Annotated in this window: 17 protein-coding genes; 3 read left to right on the forward strand and 14 right to left on the reverse strand. The window is 77.2% G+C overall.

Going from position 1 to position 15,713, the window contains the following annotated elements:
* Positions 1-37: 37 nt before the first annotated feature.
* On the forward strand, positions 38-1,537 hold the full coding sequence (locus V9U69_RS13615) for a GGDEF domain-containing protein (protein WP_337062363.1): 1,500 nt from the start codon (positions 38-40) through the stop codon (positions 1,535-1,537).
* Here the strand turns inward: V9U69_RS13615 and V9U69_RS13620 are convergent.
* The 12 genes from V9U69_RS13620 to dacB form a co-directional block, all read right to left on the reverse strand.
* Complete coding sequence (locus V9U69_RS13620; protein WP_337062364.1) at positions 1,480-1,953, reverse strand: DUF3180 domain-containing protein; 474 nt, start codon at positions 1,951-1,953, stop codon at positions 1,480-1,482. The genes V9U69_RS13615 and V9U69_RS13620 overlap by 58 nt on opposite strands.
* Positions 1,950-2,465, reverse strand: coding sequence for a 2-amino-4-hydroxy-6-hydroxymethyldihydropteridine diphosphokinase (gene folK, locus V9U69_RS13625; RefSeq protein WP_337062365.1), 516 nt, complete (start codon positions 2,463-2,465; stop codon positions 1,950-1,952). Before folK ends, V9U69_RS13620 begins: the two co-directional genes overlap by 4 nt.
* Positions 2,462-2,875 (reverse strand): dihydroneopterin aldolase, encoded by a 414-nt coding sequence (gene folB, locus V9U69_RS13630; RefSeq protein WP_337062366.1) that lies wholly within the window; start codon positions 2,873-2,875, stop codon positions 2,462-2,464. The genes folK and folB overlap by 4 nt, the downstream gene beginning before the upstream one ends.
* Positions 2,872-3,768 carry a dihydropteroate synthase gene (folP, locus tag V9U69_RS13635; protein WP_337062367.1) on the reverse strand — a complete coding sequence of 299 codons (897 nt, stop codon included), beginning with the start codon at positions 3,766-3,768 and terminating at the stop codon, positions 2,872-2,874. The genes folB and folP overlap by 4 nt, the downstream gene beginning before the upstream one ends.
* The gene (gene folE, locus V9U69_RS13640; protein ID WP_337062368.1) at positions 3,765-4,388 is read right to left on the reverse strand and encodes a GTP cyclohydrolase I FolE; all 624 of its coding nucleotides are present in this window, start codon (positions 4,386-4,388) and stop codon (positions 3,765-3,767) included. Before folE ends, folP begins: the two co-directional genes overlap by 4 nt.
* Positions 4,385-6,352 carry an ATP-dependent zinc metalloprotease FtsH gene (ftsH, locus tag V9U69_RS13645; protein ID WP_337062370.1) on the reverse strand — a complete coding sequence of 656 codons (1,968 nt, stop codon included), beginning with the start codon at positions 6,350-6,352 and terminating at the stop codon, positions 4,385-4,387. The genes folE and ftsH overlap by 4 nt, the downstream gene beginning before the upstream one ends.
* 372 nt (positions 6,353-6,724) lie before the next feature.
* Positions 6,725-7,132 carry a hypothetical protein gene (locus V9U69_RS13650; RefSeq protein WP_337062371.1) on the reverse strand — a complete coding sequence of 136 codons (408 nt, stop codon included), beginning with the start codon at positions 7,130-7,132 and terminating at the stop codon, positions 6,725-6,727.
* Positions 7,129-7,752 (reverse strand): nucleotidyltransferase domain-containing protein, encoded by a 624-nt coding sequence (locus V9U69_RS13655; protein ID WP_337062372.1) that lies wholly within the window; start codon positions 7,750-7,752, stop codon positions 7,129-7,131. The genes V9U69_RS13650 and V9U69_RS13655 overlap by 4 nt, the downstream gene beginning before the upstream one ends.
* Before the next feature lie 86 nt (positions 7,753-7,838).
* The gene (hpt, locus tag V9U69_RS13660) at positions 7,839-8,390 is read right to left on the reverse strand and encodes a hypoxanthine phosphoribosyltransferase (protein WP_337062373.1); all 552 of its coding nucleotides are present in this window, start codon (positions 8,388-8,390) and stop codon (positions 7,839-7,841) included.
* Positions 8,391-8,435: 45 nt separating this feature from the next.
* A complete protein-coding gene (gene tilS, locus V9U69_RS13665) occupies positions 8,436-9,449 on the reverse strand; it encodes a tRNA lysidine(34) synthetase TilS (protein ID WP_337062374.1) in 1,014 nt (337 codons plus the stop codon).
* Between the two features lie 13 nt (positions 9,450-9,462).
* Entirely contained in the window at positions 9,463-10,647 is a 1,185-nt protein-coding gene (locus V9U69_RS13670; protein ID WP_337062376.1) for a zinc-dependent metalloprotease, read from the reverse strand.
* Between the two features lie 73 nt (positions 10,648-10,720).
* Positions 10,721-12,154 (reverse strand): D-alanyl-D-alanine carboxypeptidase/D-alanyl-D-alanine endopeptidase, encoded by a 1,434-nt coding sequence (gene dacB, locus V9U69_RS13675; protein WP_337062377.1) that lies wholly within the window; start codon positions 12,152-12,154, stop codon positions 10,721-10,723.
* A 203-nt stretch (positions 12,155-12,357) separates the two neighbouring features.
* Between dacB and V9U69_RS13680 the strand changes: the two genes are divergently transcribed.
* Positions 12,358-12,885 (forward strand): inorganic diphosphatase, encoded by a 528-nt coding sequence (locus tag V9U69_RS13680; RefSeq protein ID WP_337062430.1) that lies wholly within the window; start codon positions 12,358-12,360, stop codon positions 12,883-12,885.
* 37 nt (positions 12,886-12,922) lie between these two features.
* Here the strand turns inward: V9U69_RS13680 and V9U69_RS13685 are convergent, their stop codons facing one another.
* Entirely contained in the window at positions 12,923-14,119 is a 1,197-nt protein-coding gene (locus tag V9U69_RS13685) for a C40 family peptidase (protein WP_337062378.1), read from the reverse strand.
* 246 nt (positions 14,120-14,365) lie between these two features.
* Between V9U69_RS13685 and V9U69_RS13690 the strand changes: the two genes are divergently transcribed.
* Positions 14,366-14,800 carry a MerR family transcriptional regulator gene (locus V9U69_RS13690; RefSeq protein WP_442907773.1) on the forward strand — a complete coding sequence of 145 codons (435 nt, stop codon included), beginning with the start codon at positions 14,366-14,368 and terminating at the stop codon, positions 14,798-14,800.
* 20 nt (positions 14,801-14,820) lie between these two features.
* On the opposite strand, the gene V9U69_RS13695 is transcribed toward V9U69_RS13690, so the two are convergent.
* Positions 14,821-15,693 (reverse strand): SMP-30/gluconolactonase/LRE family protein, encoded by an 873-nt coding sequence (locus tag V9U69_RS13695; RefSeq protein ID WP_337062380.1) that lies wholly within the window; start codon positions 15,691-15,693, stop codon positions 14,821-14,823.
* Between the last annotated feature and the right edge of the window lie 20 nt (positions 15,694-15,713).

Consider the following 15,713-nt stretch of genomic DNA (forward strand, 5'->3'; position numbering starts at 1 on the left):
GCTCAACCCCGGCACCCGCGGATCCGATGATCCGGGGGTGACCCCTCCCGCCCGGCTGCGCAGCGCGGCCGTCCCGGCCGGGTTCGCCGTGCTGCACGCCCTGGCCGTGCTGCTGGGGCGGGCCTCGGTGCCCGAGGGCGCCGCGGTGGCCGTGCTGTGGCCCGCGGCGGGCGTCGGGTTCGCCTGGCTGGCGCGGTCCTGGAGCGACCCGCGCGCCCGCCGGCGTGACACGGTCCTGCTGCTGGGCTCCGGCGCGGCGGCGCAGCTGCTCAGCGGGCAGGCAGCGGCGGCGGCGCTGCTGATGGCCGCCTCGGGTGCCGTGCACGCCCTCACGGCCTGCTGGGTGCACCACCACCTGCAGCCGCGGGGCTTCCGGTTGCGCAGCCCCCGGGACGTGTGGGTCCTGCTGCTCGCGGCGACCACCGGTGCCCTGGCCGGCGCGGTCGTGGGGATTCCCGCCGTCACGCTCACCTTGGGTGCCGAGCCCGTCACCGCCCTGGTGGGCTGGGCGGTGCGCCACACCGCGAGCACCCTGCTGGTGGCGGTGCTGTGGCTGCGCGCCGGCGACCGGCAGCGCACCGAGGTGCGCTGCGAGGCCGGCCGCGCGGAGGTGCTGCTGGTCACCGTCGCCGCCTGCACCTTCTTCGGCTGGCTGTTCGCGCAGCCGTTCAGCCTGCCGCTGGCGTTCCTGCTGGCGCCGGTGTCGGTGTGGGTGGGCCTGCGGCTGTCCTCCACCACGGCCCTGTGGGCGACGGTGCTGGGCGGTGCCGCCATGGTCCTGCTCCCGGGGGTGGGCGTCTTCCAGACCCTGCCCGGCCCGCGCGCCGTCCTCTTCGCGCAACTGCTGGTGATCGTGCTCGTCGTCGTCGTCGCCCCCCTGGTGCTGCACCGCGAGGAGCGCGACCGCCTGGACGCCGAGGTGCGCGCCGTGCATCGCCGGGCGGCGGCCGCGCTGGAGCACCAGGCCCGCCACGACGCGCTGACGGGGCTGCCCAACCGGGTGCTGCTGCGCGAGCGGCTGGAGGAGGCGCTCGCCGGAGGCAGCGCGGGGGTCCTGTACTGCGACCTGGACGGCTTCAAGGACGTCAACGACACCGCCGGGCACGGCGCCGGCGACGACGTGCTGCGGGAGGTCGCCGGCCGCTTCGCCGCCCGCCTGCGCCCCGCCGACACCCTGGCGCGCCTGGGCGGGGACGAGTTCGCCGTGCTGTGCCCGGCGGGCTGCGGGGTGGACGGGCTGCGCGAGGCCGGCGAGCGCCTCGTCGCGGCGCTGCACGAGCCGGTCGTCGTGGCCGCGGGCACCTTCGCCGTCGGGGTGAGCGTCGGCGCCGCCACGGCCGGGTCCGGCGGCAGCCCCGCCGAGCGCGCCGAGCGGCTGCTGGCCGTGGCCGACGCGGCCATGTACGCGGCCAAGCGCGCCGACAAGCACCGCGTGCACGTGCACGCCGACCCGGTGCGGCTGCCGCGCCAGGCGGTCGGTCAGGCGGGCGAGCCGTCCCCGTCGGAGCCGTCACCCTCCGGGGGCACCCGGCAGTAGCGCTCCACGACCAGGCCGGCGGCCAGCAGGAGGGCGGAGACCACCAGGTCGGCGAGCGCGACGAGGAACTGCTCCCGGCGCGCGGCGATCTCCAGCGTGGGCAGGTAGTGCACGGCGAACCCCGCCGAGACGCCCGCGAACAGGGCACCGGCCACCGAGGCCGCCTTCGCCAGCACCGCGGTGCGCGCCGCGCGCAGGGCGTCGATGCGGCGGGCGCGGTCGCCGCGCACCCACTGGCGCACCGGCCAGCCCAGGCCGAAGACCGCCACGGCCAGCAGCGTGAGCGTCAGGACCGTGCGCCACAGCAGCTGCGGCTCGACCGCGCCGGTGGCCGTCCAGGCCCGCAGCCCCGACCACGTCAGCACCGCGGCGAGGAAACCGACGGCCAGCAGCACCCCGGGGCGGGTGGGCCTCACGCGTCCTCCCCCACCAGGCGGGCCAGCAGCTCGCGCACCGGGCCGCCGCGCGGGCCCGGCAGCACCGCGCCCGGGTCCAGCTGCGCCCAGGGCGCCAGCACGAAGGTGCGCTCGTGCGCGCGCGGGTGCGGCAGGACCAGGTCCGGCTCGTCCAGCACGAGGTCGCCGTGGGCGACGACGTCCACGTCGATGGGGCGCGCGCCGCCGGGGACCTTCACCGAGCGGTCGAGCCCGCCGCGGCGCTCCACCTCGTGGCACAGGGCCAGCAGCTCCCGAGGCGCCAGCTCGGTGCGACCGAGCACGACGAGGTTGAGGAACTCCGGCTGCTCGCGCACCGGGCCCACCGGTTCGCTCGCCAGGGGTTCGGAGACCGCGTCCACGACGAGGCCGTCCGCGGCGCGCAGGGCGGCCACCGCCGCGTCCAGGGCCGCCGCCCGGTCGCCCAGGTTCGCGCCCAGCGACAGCACCACCGGCAGGGGGCGGCCCGTGTCCCGGGCCCCGGCGGCGCTCACGCCCGCACCCGCCGCACGGCCACCTCGACGTCGTCGAACGGCACGCTCAGCGGCGCCTGCGGCTTGTGCACGACGACGTCCACGGCGGCCACCCGCGGCGAGCGCGCCAGGCAGGCGGCCGCGACCCGCTCGGCCAGCGTCTCCAGCAGCGCCACCGGTTCGCCGGTCAGCACGGTCACCAGCTCCTCGGCGAGCGCGCCGTAGTCGACGGTGGCGGTCAGGTCGTCGCCGGCGGCGGCCTCGGCGACGTCCAGGTGCAGCGCGACGTCCAGCGCGAACGTCTGCCCGTCGCGGCGCTCGGCCTCGAAGACGCCGTGCCGGCCGACGGCCCGCAGGCCGCGCAGCACCACGCGGTCCAGCACCCGGCCGTCCGCGGTGGTCACGGGCCCGGCGGCGTCCAGGGAGCTCACGGCACCCCCGCACCGGCGGTGGCGGCCTCGGGCGTCCCCGCGCCCGCGAGGGCCCACGCCCGCGCGACCCGCACGGCCGCCGCGGAGGCCGCGGCCTCGTGCACCCGCACGCCCCACGCGCCGGCGGCCGCGGCCAGCGCGGACACCGCCGCGGTGGCGTCGTCGCGCCCGGCGGGCGGCGGGACGGTCCCGTCCCCGGCGGCCAGCAGCGCGCCCAGGAACCGCTTGCGGGAGGCGCCCACCAGCAGCGGGCGGCCCAGCCGGGCCAGCCGCGGCAGCGCCGCCAGCAGCGCCCAGTCGTGCTCGGCGACCTTCGCGAAGCCCAGGCCGGGGTCCAGCACGACGCGGGCGGGGTCCACGCCGGCGGCGGTGACGGCGTCCAGGCGGCCCGCCAGCTCGCGCTCGACCTCGGCGACGACGTCGCCGTAGACGGCCAGGGAACCCATGACGTCGGAGTGCCCGCGCCAGTGCGAGAGCACGTACCCGGCGCCCAGCTCCGCCACGGTGGGGGCCATCGCCGGGTCGGCCAGGCCGCCGGAGACGTCGTTGACGAGGACGGCGCCGGCCTCCACGGCGGCGCGGGCGACGTCGGCGCGCATCGTGTCCACGCTGACCGGCACGCCCCGGCCGGCGAGCTCGCGCACCACCGGGACGACGCGGCGCAGCTCCTCGCCCGCCTCGACGCGCCCGGCGCCGGGGCGGGTGGACTCCCCGCCCACGTCCACGACGTCGGCACCGGCGGCGGCCAGCGCCAGCCCGCGGGCGACGGCGTCGTCCACGGCGAGGAAGCGCCCGCCGTCGGAGAAGGAGTCGGCGGTGACGTTGACGACGCCCACGACGCGGCAGCGGCCCGGCGCCAGCAGCGCGTCCAGCGCAGCCGGGAGCGCGCTCACCGGTGGCCCGCCACGATGAGGCTCATCGCCTCCGCGCGGGTCGCGGGGTGGCGCAGCCCGCCGCGCACCGCGGAGGTGATGGTCTTCGCGCCCGGCTTGCGCACGCCCCGGTACGTCATGCAGGAGTGCTCGCACTCCACGACGACGATGACGCCGCGCGGGTGCAGCCCGTCGACGAGGGCGTCGGCGACCTGCGTGGTCAGCCGTTCCTGCAGCTGCGGGCGCCGGGCGTACACGTCCACCAGGCGGGCCAGCTTCGACAGGCCCGTCACCCGGCCGTGCTCGCCGGGGATGTAGCCGACGTGCGCGACGCCGTGGAACGGCAGGAGGTGGTGCTCGCACGTGGACTGCACCTCGATGTCCTTCACGAGGACCAGCTCGTCGTGCTCGAGGCCGAAGTCGGTGACCAGCACGTCGGCGGGTTCCTGCGCCAGGCCCGCGAACAGCTCCCCCGCCGCCCGCGCCACCCGCGCCGGGGTGTCGCGCAGCCCCTCGCGCTCGGGGTCCTCGCCGATGGCCAGGAGGAACTCCCGGACGGCGGCCTCGGCGCGCGCGGTGTCGACGCCCGCGCGCGCCGGGGTGCCGGCGGTGGTCGGACCGGGGGTGGTGCCGCCGGTCACGGCTCCTCGTGGGTGCGGTTCAGCGGCACCTGCGCCCCGTGCCCGTTGAGGGCGGCGCGCTCGCGCGGGCCGGCCACCGGCGGGAGGTCGGAGACGTGGCGGCGCTCGCTGGACAGCCACACCGGCCGCTGCGGGCGCTTGACGACGGGCGCGAAGATCTCCGCCAGCTCGGCCTGGTTGAGGGTCTCCTTGTCCAGCAGGGCGACGACGAGGTCGTCGAGGACCTGCCGGTGCTCCACGAGGATCTCCCACGCCTCGTCGTGGGCGGCCTCGATGAGGCGGCGGACCTCCTCGTCGACGATGCCGGCGACGCCCTCGGAGTAGTCGCGCTCGTGGCCCATGTCGCGGCCGAGGAAGACCTCGCCGCCACCGGTGCCGAGCTTGATGGCGCCGATGCGCTCGCTCATGCCGTACTGGGTGACCATCTTGCGGGCCATCCCGGTGGCCTTCTCGATGTCGTTCGAGGCGCCCGTCGTGGGGTCGTGGAAGACGAGCTCCTCGGCGACGCGGCCGCCCAGGGCGTACGCGAGCTGGTCGAGGATCTCGTTGCGGGAGGTGGAGTACTTGTCCTCCGTGGGCAGCACCATCGTGTAGCCCAGGGCCCGCCCGCGCGGCAGGATCGTCACCTTCGTCACCGGGTCGGTGTTCGGCAGGGCCGCCGCCACCAGGGCGTGCCCGCCCTCGTGGTAAGCGGTGACCTTCAGCTCCTTCTCGCTCATCCGGCGGGTGCGCTTCTGCGGGCCGGCCATGACGCGGTCGATCGCCTCGTCGAGGGCGGCGTCGTCGATGACCTTCGCGCCGGCGCGGGCGGTGAGCAGCGCGGCCTCGTTCAGGACGTTGGCGAGGTCCGCGCCGGAGAAGCCGGGCGTGCGGCGGGCCACGGAGAGCAGGTCGATGCCCGGGGCCATGGGCTTGCCCTTGGCGTGCACCTGCAGGATCTTGTGCCGGCCCTCCATGTCGGGGGCCTCCACCGCGATCTGCCGGTCGAAGCGGCCCGGGCGCAGCAGCGCCGGGTCCAGGATGTCGGGGCGGTTGGTGGCCGCGATGAGGATGACGTTCGTCTTGACGTCGAAGCCGTCCATCTCCACGAGCAGCTGGTTCAGGGTCTGCTCGCGCTCGTCGTGCCCGCCGCCCAGGCCGGCGCCGCGGTGCCGGCCGACGGCGTCGATCTCGTCGACGAAGATGATCGCGGGGGCGTTCTGCTTGGCCTGCTCGAAGAGGTCGCGCACGCGGGAGGCGCCGACGCCGACGAACATCTCCACGAAGTCCGAGCCGGAGATCGAGTAGAACGGCACCCCCGCCTCCCCGGCGACGGCGCGCGCGAGGAGGGTCTTGCCGGTGCCGGGCGGGCCGTAGAGCAGGACGCCCTTGGGGATCTTCGCGCCGACGGCCTGGAACTTGCCGGGCTCGGAGAGGAACTCCTTGATCTCGTGGAGCTCCTCGACGGCCTCGTCGGCGCCGGCGACGTCGGCGAACGTCGTCTTGGGGGTGTCCTTGGTCATCATCTTGGCCTTGGACTTGCCGAACTGCATGACCCGGCTGCCGCCGCCCTGCATCTGGCTCATCAGCCACCAGAACAGCAGCAGGAGCAGGAGGATCGGGCCGACCGTGAACAGCAGGGAGGAGAGGATGCTCGTGGTCGGCACCTCGTCCGTGACGCTCTCGACGTCCGAGGCCTCCAGGGCCCTCAGCACCTCGTCACCGCGCTGGGAGATGTAGTACGAGCGCACGGTGGTCGCGCCGTCGACGTCCACGCCCTCCTTCAGGCGCAGCTCGATGCGCTGGTTGCCGTCGGTGAGGGTGGCGCTCTCGACCTGGTTGTCGTCGATGAGCTCCAGGGCGCGCGTGGTGGACACCTCGGTGGTGCCGCTGGAGGCGAAGAAGGACGCGCCGATCGCCACGACCGCGACGGCCACCACGATCCACAGCCACGGCCCGCGGACTACACGCTTGAGGTTCGACATCGTGTGGAGGGGTCGCCCCCTGTCCCTCCTGCTCGGTCCTGCCAGACGCTCGACGGTACACCGGGGCGACGACACGCCGCCCCGGCGAGTCGTGCGCCCGGTTGTCAGCGGGACCAACGGGCGGCGGCGGGCTGCTGTTCCGGTCGCGTCCCACCGGTTCGCCGTGAGCGGAAGAGCGGTGAGTGCAACGCACGCCCCTCGAGCGCCCCCTCCTCTCACTTTCGGCCTCGCCCGAAGTGGAAGAGGCCGGGTGCTGTCCGGCCGGGCGCGATGCGCACTCCCTGCTCCACCAGCCCGTCGAGCCGGGTCCGGGGCACTCGTGCAGTGGTGCTCCGGTCGGGGCCTCACCGCAGTGCAGAGCGCCGGCAGGGGTCATCGCACTCGCACGACTGCGGCCTCGACGAGCGCCTTGGCTCGACGCAGGGCCGCGAGGCAGTTGGCCGACGAGACGTTGCTGAGGCCGTGGTGCCCCGCGTCCTCGAGGTCGAGGATCTCGCGCAGGGCGCGCGCCAGGGCCGCGTCCGCCGTGACCTCCTGGAGCAGAGCGATCGCCTGCCGGTAGTCCTGCCCCCGGGACCGGACCCCGGCCGAGGCGCAGCAGATGGCGTCCGCTGCGGCGATGGCGGCCAGGACGGCGTTGCCGGTCGCGACGGTGGCCGCCTCGGAGAGCTCCTCCGACTGCACGAGCTCGGCCGCCTCCAGGTGCAGCTGGGCCTGCCGCAGGCGGGTGCGGGCATCGACCGCCGTGCACGTCCCGGTCCGTCCCGGCCGGCCGCTCACGCACGCGCCCCTTCCGCCAGCAGCGCCCGCAGCCCCGGCCCGGCGAGCACCCGGCCGTCGGCCCGCAGACCGGCCAGCAAGGGCTGCCCCTCTCGGACGGCCGTCGACAGCTGTGAGCGCGTGACCTGCACGAACTGCACCGCGTTGCCCGTCAGCGCCTCCAGGTCCTCCCCCAGCCGGTGCACCTGCTCGCCCCACGGGCCGTCGAGGTCGACGCCGTCGTCGCGCACGAGCAGCAGGTCCAGGTCGCTGTCGGGCCCGGCCTCGCCCCGAGCCCAGGACCCGAAGAGGACCGCCGCCACCGCGGGGAGGGACCACTGCCGCAGGCGCTCGACCAGCCGCTCCTCGACCGTTCCCGTGGCGTTCACCGCCGCCAGCACGGCGCCGGCGAGGACGTGGTCCCGGTTGAGGCGGTACTGGACCGCCGGCCCGGTGTCCTCGGCGAGCAGCAACCCGTGGGCGAGCAGCCGGTGCAGGCACGCACGGGTCTGTGCGTACGAGCGACCGGCCAGCCGGGCGATCGCCGCGCCGTTGAGGGGCCGATGGGTGCGGGCGAGAGCGTGCAGCACGTCGGCGTCCACCGTGGGTGCGATGGACCGCAGCGGGTTGGTGGCGTCCACAACAGAACTCTATCGGTATTCCGATAGAGTTATCGGCATACCGATACGCTTTTCTGCGCTGAGCGTGCCAGGCACCCGCGCGGCGGTCAGCTGTAGACGTGCGGGGCGAGCGTGGCGACGCAGTCGAGGTTGCGGTACTTGTCCGCGAAGTCCAGGCCGTAGCCGACGACGAACTCGTTGGGGATGTCGAAGCCCACGTAGGCGACGTCCACCTGCACCTTCGCCGCCTCCGGCTTGCGCAGCAGCGTGCACACCCGCACCGACGCCGGCTCGCGCGAGCCGAGGTTCGCCAGCAGCCACGACAGGGTCAGGCCCGAGTCGATGATGTCCTCCACCACGAGGACGTGGCGGCCGGAGATGTCGGTGTCGAGGTCCTTGAGGATGCGCACCACGCCGGAGGACTTCGTGCCCGAGCCGTAGGAGCTGACGGCCATGAAGTCCATCGACAGCGGGATGCTCATGGCCCGCGCCAGGTCCGCCATGACCATGACGGCGCCCTTGAGGACGCCGACCAGCAGCACGTCCTTGTCCCGGTAGTCCTCGTCCAGCTGGGCGGCGAGCTCGGCGACGCGGGCGGCCACCTGCTCGCGGCTGAGCAGGACGTGGTCGAGGTCGGTGCCTGCGTCGGCGGCGTCCACGGGGTCCTCCGTGCGGTCGGTTCGGCGGGGTCTGGCTGCGGGCGCTCAGCCGGTGGGGTCCCCACCCGCGGGCGTGAGCACGAGCCTGCCACACGCCCGGTGCGCCCTCGCACCCCCCGGCAGGTGCACCGGCCCCTGCCCGCGCCAGCGCAGCAGCAGCGCGTCGACGGCGTCGACGTGCCGCGCCGCCAGCACCCCCGCGGGGCAGCCGGCCGCCAGCGCCGCCGACCGCAGCCAGCGCCGCCGCAGCGCCGCCGGCGCCGCCAGCAGCTCGGTGACCGCCGCGGAGCTGCCGGCGGCGCCGTCGGGGTCGGCGCGGAACGGGTCGCGCCGCGCGGCCAGCTCGTCGAGGGCGTCGGCGTCCTCGCGCAGCGCCGCCGCGGAGCGGGCCAGCGCGGCCGCCACCCCCGGCCCCAGCGCCGCCTCCAGCGCCGGCAGCGCCTCGTGGCGGGCGCGGGCGCGCGCCAGGCGCCGGTCGGCGTTGGACGGGTCCTCCCACGGCGCCAGGCCCCGCGCCGCGCAGGCGGCCCGCACCACCGCGCGCGGCACCCCCAGCAGCGGCCGGCGGAACACCCCGCGCACCGCCGGCATCCCCGCCAGGGACCGGGTGCCCGAGCCGCGCGCCAGCCCCAGCAGGACCGTCTCCGCCTGGTCGTCCAGGGTGTGCCCCAGCAGCACCGCGACGGCCCCCGCCTCCGCCGCCAGCCGCTCCAGGGCGGCGTACCGGGCGGTGCGGGCGGCGGCCTCGGGACCACCCGAGCGGCCGACGGCCACCCGGGTGAGCAGGACCGGGTCCAGGCCCAGCGGGCCGGCGCACGTCTCCCGCACCCGCCGCGCCACCTCCGCCGAACCCGGGTGCAGGCCGTGGTCGACGCTCACCGCCCCGGCGCGCAGCCCCGCGCGGGGCGCCTCGAAGGCCAGCGCCGCCGCCAGCGCCAGGGAGTCCGCGCCACCGCTGCACGCGGCGAGCACCAGGGAGCCCGGCGCGGCGGCCAGCGCGCGCAGGTCCGCGCGCACCGCCACCCGCACCGCCGCCACCTCCCGCGCCGGCCCGGTCACCGGTGCGCGCGCCTCAGCCGTGCACCCGGCGCACCCACGCCGCCGGGTCGGCGACCTCCTCCGGGGACGGCAGGGCGTCGGGACCGGACCACACGACGTTCAGGCCGTCCCAGCCGACCCGGTCCAGCACCCCGCGCACGAAGCGGGCGCCGTCGGCGTACTGGCGGGTCTTCGCGTCCAGGCCCAGCAGGCGGCGGGTGACCTGGTCCAGCGAGCCGCGACCGCGCCGGCGCTCGGTGAAGCGCGCCCGGATCGTCGCCACGGTGGGCACCACCTGCGGGCCGACGTCGTCCATGACCACGTCGGCGTGCCCCTCCAGCAGCGACATGACCGCCACCAGGCGGCGCACCCGCTCGCGCTGCTCCGGCGTCTGCAGCAGGTCCGCCACGCCCGCGCCCGAGCCCTGCTCGCCGCGCAGCAGGTCCGGCAGGCCGCGCACCACGCCGCCGAGGCGCTCGGCGAGGTCGCGCGGCTGGGCGAGCAGGTCCGCGGACAGCTCGCGCGCCTGGTCGGTCACCCAGCGGCGCAGCCACGGGTTCGCGCCGAACTGCAACCGGTGCGCCTCCTCGTGCAGGCACACCCAGCGGCGGAAGTCGGCGGGCACCACCTGCAGGTCCCGCTCGACCTGCAGCACGTTCGGGGCCACCAGCAGCAGCCGCCCGGGCCCGCCGGAGTCGACGCCGGAGAAGACGTCGAACTGCCCCAGCACCCGCGAGGACAGGAACGCCAGCAGCGCACCCACCTCCCCGCCCGTGGTGCGCCGGCCGACGGCGGTGGCGGCGCGGTCGGCGCGCCCGCCGGGGCGGGCGCGGGGAGCAGGCGGCAGCGGCACGGCGACCGGTTCCAGCAGGGCGCGGAACGCCTCCACGTTGGCGCGCGCCCACGAGGCCCGGTCCACCACGAGGGCCGGCGGCTCGGGCGCCAGGGCCGGGTCGCGGTGCAGGCGGGCGGTCGCGGAGACCGGCCCGGCGGCCTGCGCGGCGGCCTCGCGCAGCGCGCCGACGACGTCGGCCACCTCCTCGCGCCCGGCGGACGGCCCCGGCGGCACCAGGCGGGCGGCCAGCCGCGCGCCCAGGTCGAAGTCCACGAACGCCCCCACGGTGCGCACCGCCGAGCGGTCCCCGGGGTGCCCCCCGTCCCGCGTGGCGGCGCTGCTGCGCTGCGCGCTGTCGGCGTGACGGCCCCCCGGTGCGTCCATGGCGGCACGCTACGCGCCGCGCCCGGCGGGGCACGCGGCGCGGTGGGGCTGGGCCGTGCGGGGGACGGGAGGGTCAGGAGCAGCCGCAGCCGGCGAGCGCGGCGGCGAACGCGTCCTCGGCGGCGCGCGCGCCCCACGAGGCGCCCGCGGGCACCGCGTCGGTCATGACCGCGAAGGCCAGCGGGCGGCCGTCGGCGTCGCGCACGTACCCGGCCAGGGAGCTGACCCCGGTCAGGGTGCCGGTCTTGGCGCGCACCACGCCCGCGCCGGCGGCGGCCGCGCCGCCGTAGCGCTCGGCGAGGGTGCCGGTCACGGCCGCGACGGGCAGGCCGCTGACCAGCGCGGACAGCTCCGGGTGCCCGTCGGCGGCGGCCAGCACCAGCAGGTCGGTGAGCACCCGGGCGGGCAGCCGGTTGCCGTGGCCGAGCCCGCTGACGCCCTGCAGCTGCACGCCGGTGACGTCCACGCCGAGGTCGGCGACGGCCTGCGCGACGGCGGCCGCCGCGTCCTCGAAGGTGCCGGGGCGGCCGTCGGCCAGCGCCACCCGGCGGCCCAGCACCTCGGCGAGGGTGTTGTCGCTGGCGGTGAGCATCAGCTCGACCTGCCGGGCGGTGGTGGCGGACTCCACCCGGGCCAGCACGGGCGCGGCGGGGTCGGCCGCGGCGCGCGCCACACCGCCGTCGACGTCCGCGGGGGCGAGCGCGATCCCCCGTTCGCTCAGCAGCCGCGCGAAGGTGCGCGCCGCCTCCAGCGCCGGGTCCGCGGCGCGCGGCGCCTCCCGCCCGGCCACCAGGCGCCCCTCGTCCACGGCGAGGGGCGCGACGGGCGCGACGTACCCGGCGGCGACGTCACCGGCGCCCCAGGCGGGCGAGACGGCCGCACCGGTGAACAACCCGTCGTCCAGCCGCACCGCGACGGTGGTGCGGCCCGCCTCGCGCAGGGCGCTCGCGGTGGCGTCGGCGAGGTCGGCCAGGCCCGCGCGCCCGGCGACGGCGCCGGGGTCGCCGGCGCCCGCGGCCAGCAGCACGTCGCCACCGGCGACGAGCACCACCTCGTCGGGCGAGGTGCCCTCGACCACGGTGGTCGCGGCGCGGGAGGCGGGCCCCAGCACGTGCAGCGCCGCGGCGGCGGTCAGCAGCTTGGTGACGGAGGCGGGGGTGCGCGGCTCGTCGGCGGCGCGGGCCAGCAGCACCTCGCCGGTGAGGGCGTCGGCGACGACGGCGGAGGGCGCGGGCCCCAGGGCCGGGTCGGCCAGCGCGGCGGCCACCCGCTGCTGCAGCGCCGCCGGGTCCGGCACGGGGGCACCGGTGGGCGGCGGGGCCAGCACGGGGGCGGCGCCGTCGGCGGGCAGGGCGGCGGCCGGGGCGGTCGGCAGCGGCGGCGCGGTCGGCGGCGGCGTGGTGGTCAGCGGGCCGGGCACGGCGCCGGCGACGTCAAGCCCGGCGTAGCCGCCGGCGAGCAGCACGGCCGCGGCCGCACCGGCCAGCCCCACCACGGCTCTGCGCACCAGGCCCCCCGCCCGTCGTCCCGACACGCCCGGTCCACCGCCGGGCACCACCCGTCCGCAGCGGCACGGGGACTGCGCGACACTAGCGCGACCGCCGGGCGCCGGACGTGGCGCCGGCCGACAGGACGGGCCCGGCCGGGCCCTGCGAGAGGAGCAGCGTGACCAAGGCACCCACGTCGGAGAACCACCCCTCGGACGAGGTCGTGAAGCCGACGCAGCCGACCGAGTTCGACGCGACCATCGAGATCCCCAAGGGCCAGCGCAACAAGTACGAGGTCGACCACGAGACCGGGCGCATCCGGCTGGACCGCATGCTCTTCACGTCCACGCGCTACCCGCACGACTACGGGTTCATCGAGGGCACGCTGGGCGAGGACGGCGACCCGCTGGACGTGCTGGTCCTCCTGGACGAGCCCACGTTCCCGGGCTGCCTCATCGCCTGCCGCCCCATCGGCATGTTCCACATGCGCGACGAGGCCGGCGGTGACGACAAGGTCCTCGCCGTGCCGGCGGGCGACCCGCGCTGGGACAAGGTCCAGGACCTGGACGACGTCAGCGAGTTCGACCGCCTGGAGATCCAGCACTTCTTCGAGACCTACAAGGACCTCGAGCCGGGCAAGTCCGTGGAGGGCGCCAACTGGACCGGCCGCGCGGAGGCCGAGAAGGAGATCCAGGCGTCGTACGAGCGGGCCAGGGGCACCTCGTACGAGGCCGGCGCCGGCGGTCACTGACCCCCGCACCCCCGGGCGGTGCGCCGCCCGGGGGTGGTCAGGCCGGGCGGGTGCCGTGCGGCAGCAGCCCGGAGCGGTAGATCGAGGCGGTGCGCACGACGGCCCCGGTGTGCGGGGCCTCCACCATGCGGCCGGGCGAGACCACCATGCCGACGTGGTGGACCGTGGACGGGTCCGAGGTGTCGGTGGCGTAGAAGACGAGGTCCCCCGCGCGCAGCTGCGCCAGCGGCACCTTCGCCTGACCGGAGTACTGCAGGCGCGAGGAGTGCGGCAGCCGCACCCCGGCGGCCTCCCAGGCGCGCAGCGTCAGCCCGGAGCAGTCGAAGGCGTCGGGACCATCACCGCCCCACAGGTAGGGGTCGCCGAGCTGCCCGAGGGCCCAGGCGACGGCGGTGTCCGCCCCGGGGGTCGGCCCGGCGGCCGGCGCGGGCGCCGCCCCGGCCGTGCCGGCGGCCCCGACCTCGCTGCGCACCGCGGCCTCGCGCCGCGCCTCCTCCTCGGCGGCCAGGCCGGCCTGGCGCTCGCGCTCCAGCTCCACGGACGTGCTGCGCAGCCGGGCCAGCTCGGCGATGAGCTCCTCGGTGCGGGCGCGGGTGGCGGCGACGAGGGCCTGCGCCTCGGTGGCGGCGGCCTCGGCGGCGGCGCGGGCCTCGGCGGCGGCGGCGGTGGCCCGCTGCTGGGCCGCGGCGGCGGCGTCGGCGGCGGCGCGGGCGTCCTCGGCGCGCCGGTGCGCCTCGTCGGCGGCGGTGACGGCCTCGTCCCGGGAGCCGGTGACGTGGGCCAGGGTCGCGGTGCGCTCCGCGAGGTCCTGCGGGGAGCGCGCCGCCAGCAGGGAGGCCAGCGGGCCCAGGTCGCCGGCGCTGCTGCGGTAGCTGCGGGAGGCGAAGCGCCCCAGCGCCAGGCGCGCCCGCGCCAGGGAGGTCCCGGCGGCCGCGGCGGCCTCCGACGCGCTCGCGGCCTCGGCGGCCCGCTGCCGCAGGACGGCCTCGGCCTCGGCGTGGTCCTCGACGGCCACCGACACCCGCACGTGGGCGGCCTCGAGCTCGGCCTGCCGGGCGGTCAGCTCCGCCTGCAGGGCGGCGACGCGGGCGGCGGCGTCGTCGGCCGCACGACGGGCGGCGTCCACGTCCTCGCCGCTGGGGACGGGGGCGGCGGCGGCCGGGACGGCGGTCAGCAGGGGCAGGGCACCCGCGGCGGCCAGGAGCAGCGCCCGGCGGGTGGTGCGCTCAGCCACGACCGGCGCCCGCCGCTGTCGCGTCGCGGTCCGCGACCAGTCGTGTCACAGCGGGCAGGCTAACGAGGAACCACCCCGCCGGGAACACCCGCCCGCTCCCCGCCGGGACGCGTCCGCACGGGTGCGCGCTCCCGCCGGCCGCACCGGAGCACGAGGTGCGGAGCGTACGATCGAGGGCTGGACCGCGGGCCCCACCCGTGCAGCGCGGCGACGGAGGACGGGGAGGAGCTGCCGTTGAGCGAGCTCATGCAGATCGGCGAGGTGGTCGAGCGCGTCGGCTACAGCTTCCGCACCATCCGGTACTACGAGGAGATGGGCCTGGTCACGCCGTCGGCGCGCACCCCGGGCGGTTTCCGCCTGTACACCGAGCTGGACGTGTACCGGCTCCTGGTCCTCAAGCGCATGAAGCCGCTGGGCTTCTCCCTCGACGAGATGCGCGAGCTGCTCGGCATCCTCGACGCCCTCGACGGCCGGGTGCTCTCCGACACCCCGCGCGAGGAGCTGTTCGACCAGCTCGACACCTTCCGCGCCGCCGCCGACACCCGCGTGCAGCAGCTGCGCGACAAGCTCACGATGGCCGAGGAGTTCGCGCAGCGGCTGCGCGACGAGGCCGCCGGCCGCAGCGGCGGCAGCTCCCCCGCCCCCGCGGCGGTGCTGCACGAGGACGCCGCGGCGAGCTGACCCGCGCGCCGGCCCGGCGGTCAGCCCGCGAAGGGCAGCACCGGCAGGCCCCGCACGCCCGGCACGTACCGGAAGAGGCTGCCCGCCGCCGGGTCGTCGTCGTCGGCCAGGTTCTCCCGCGAGGTGGTGATGAACAGCTCGCCGAGGTCGTCGCCGCCGAAGGTGCACGCCGTCACCTGCCGCGCACCGACCTCCACCACGGCGTCCAGCGTGCCGTCCGGGGCGTAGCGGCGCACCGAGGAGCCGCCGAACAGGGCCGTCCACACCCCGCCCTCGGCGTCCACGCACAGCCCGTCGGGGTTGAAGCGACCGGAGTCGTCGTTGACCTGCGCGAACGGGCGTCGGTTCACCAGCCCCGCCTCGCGGTCGTAGTCGAAGACGTCGGTGCGGCCGGTGGGGGTGTCGTTGTAGTACGCCAGCGCGCCGTCGGGGCTGAAACCGAGGCCGTTGGAGATGGTCACGCCCGTCAGCACCGTGCGCACCGACCCGTCGGGGTCGAGGCGGTGCACCGAGCCGCGGCCCTCGCCGGCGCCGCCGGACTGCTCGTACGCCATCGAGCCGGCGTAGAAGCGGCCGTCGGGGTCGCAGCCGCCCTCGTTCATCCGCAGCCCGGCGTCGGCCCCCCACAGCTCCGCAAGCGGCGTCAGGGAGCCGTCGGCGTCCTCCAGGACGAACCCGCGCTCGACCGCCACGACGGCGCCGCCGCCGGTGCGCGGGCGCACGATGGCCGCGACGTCGCCGTAGTGCCGGCGCGTCAGCTCCCCGGAGGGGGTCAGCGTGAGCACGTCACCGGCGATCATGTCGACGAAGCGCAGGCCGCCCCAGGAGGGGGACCAGCACGGCCCCTCGCCGTGGTAGACGACCCGGTCGGTGATGCGTTCCGCTGCGGCCACGCCCCGCACCCTAGGGGGCT

Origin of the sequence: Kineococcus sp. G2, assembly GCF_037154035.1 — a bacterium.
In the GTDB taxonomy this organism is placed as follows: Bacteria; Actinomycetota; Actinomycetes; order Actinomycetales; family Kineococcaceae; genus Kineococcus.

Excerpts from the sequence above, each read along its gene's own strand:
- ftsH (WP_337062370.1), bottom strand. The coding sequence starts at position 6,352 with ATGTCGAACCTCAAGCGTGTAGTCCGCGGGCCGTGGCTGTGGATCGTG.
- V9U69_RS13670 (WP_337062376.1), bottom strand. The coding sequence starts at position 10,647 with ATGGACGCACCGGGGGGCCGTCACGCCGACAGCGCGCAGCGCAGCAGC.
- V9U69_RS13690 (WP_442907773.1), top strand. The coding sequence starts at position 14,366 with ATGCAGATCGGCGAGGTGGTCGAGCGCGTCGGCTACAGCTTCCGCACC.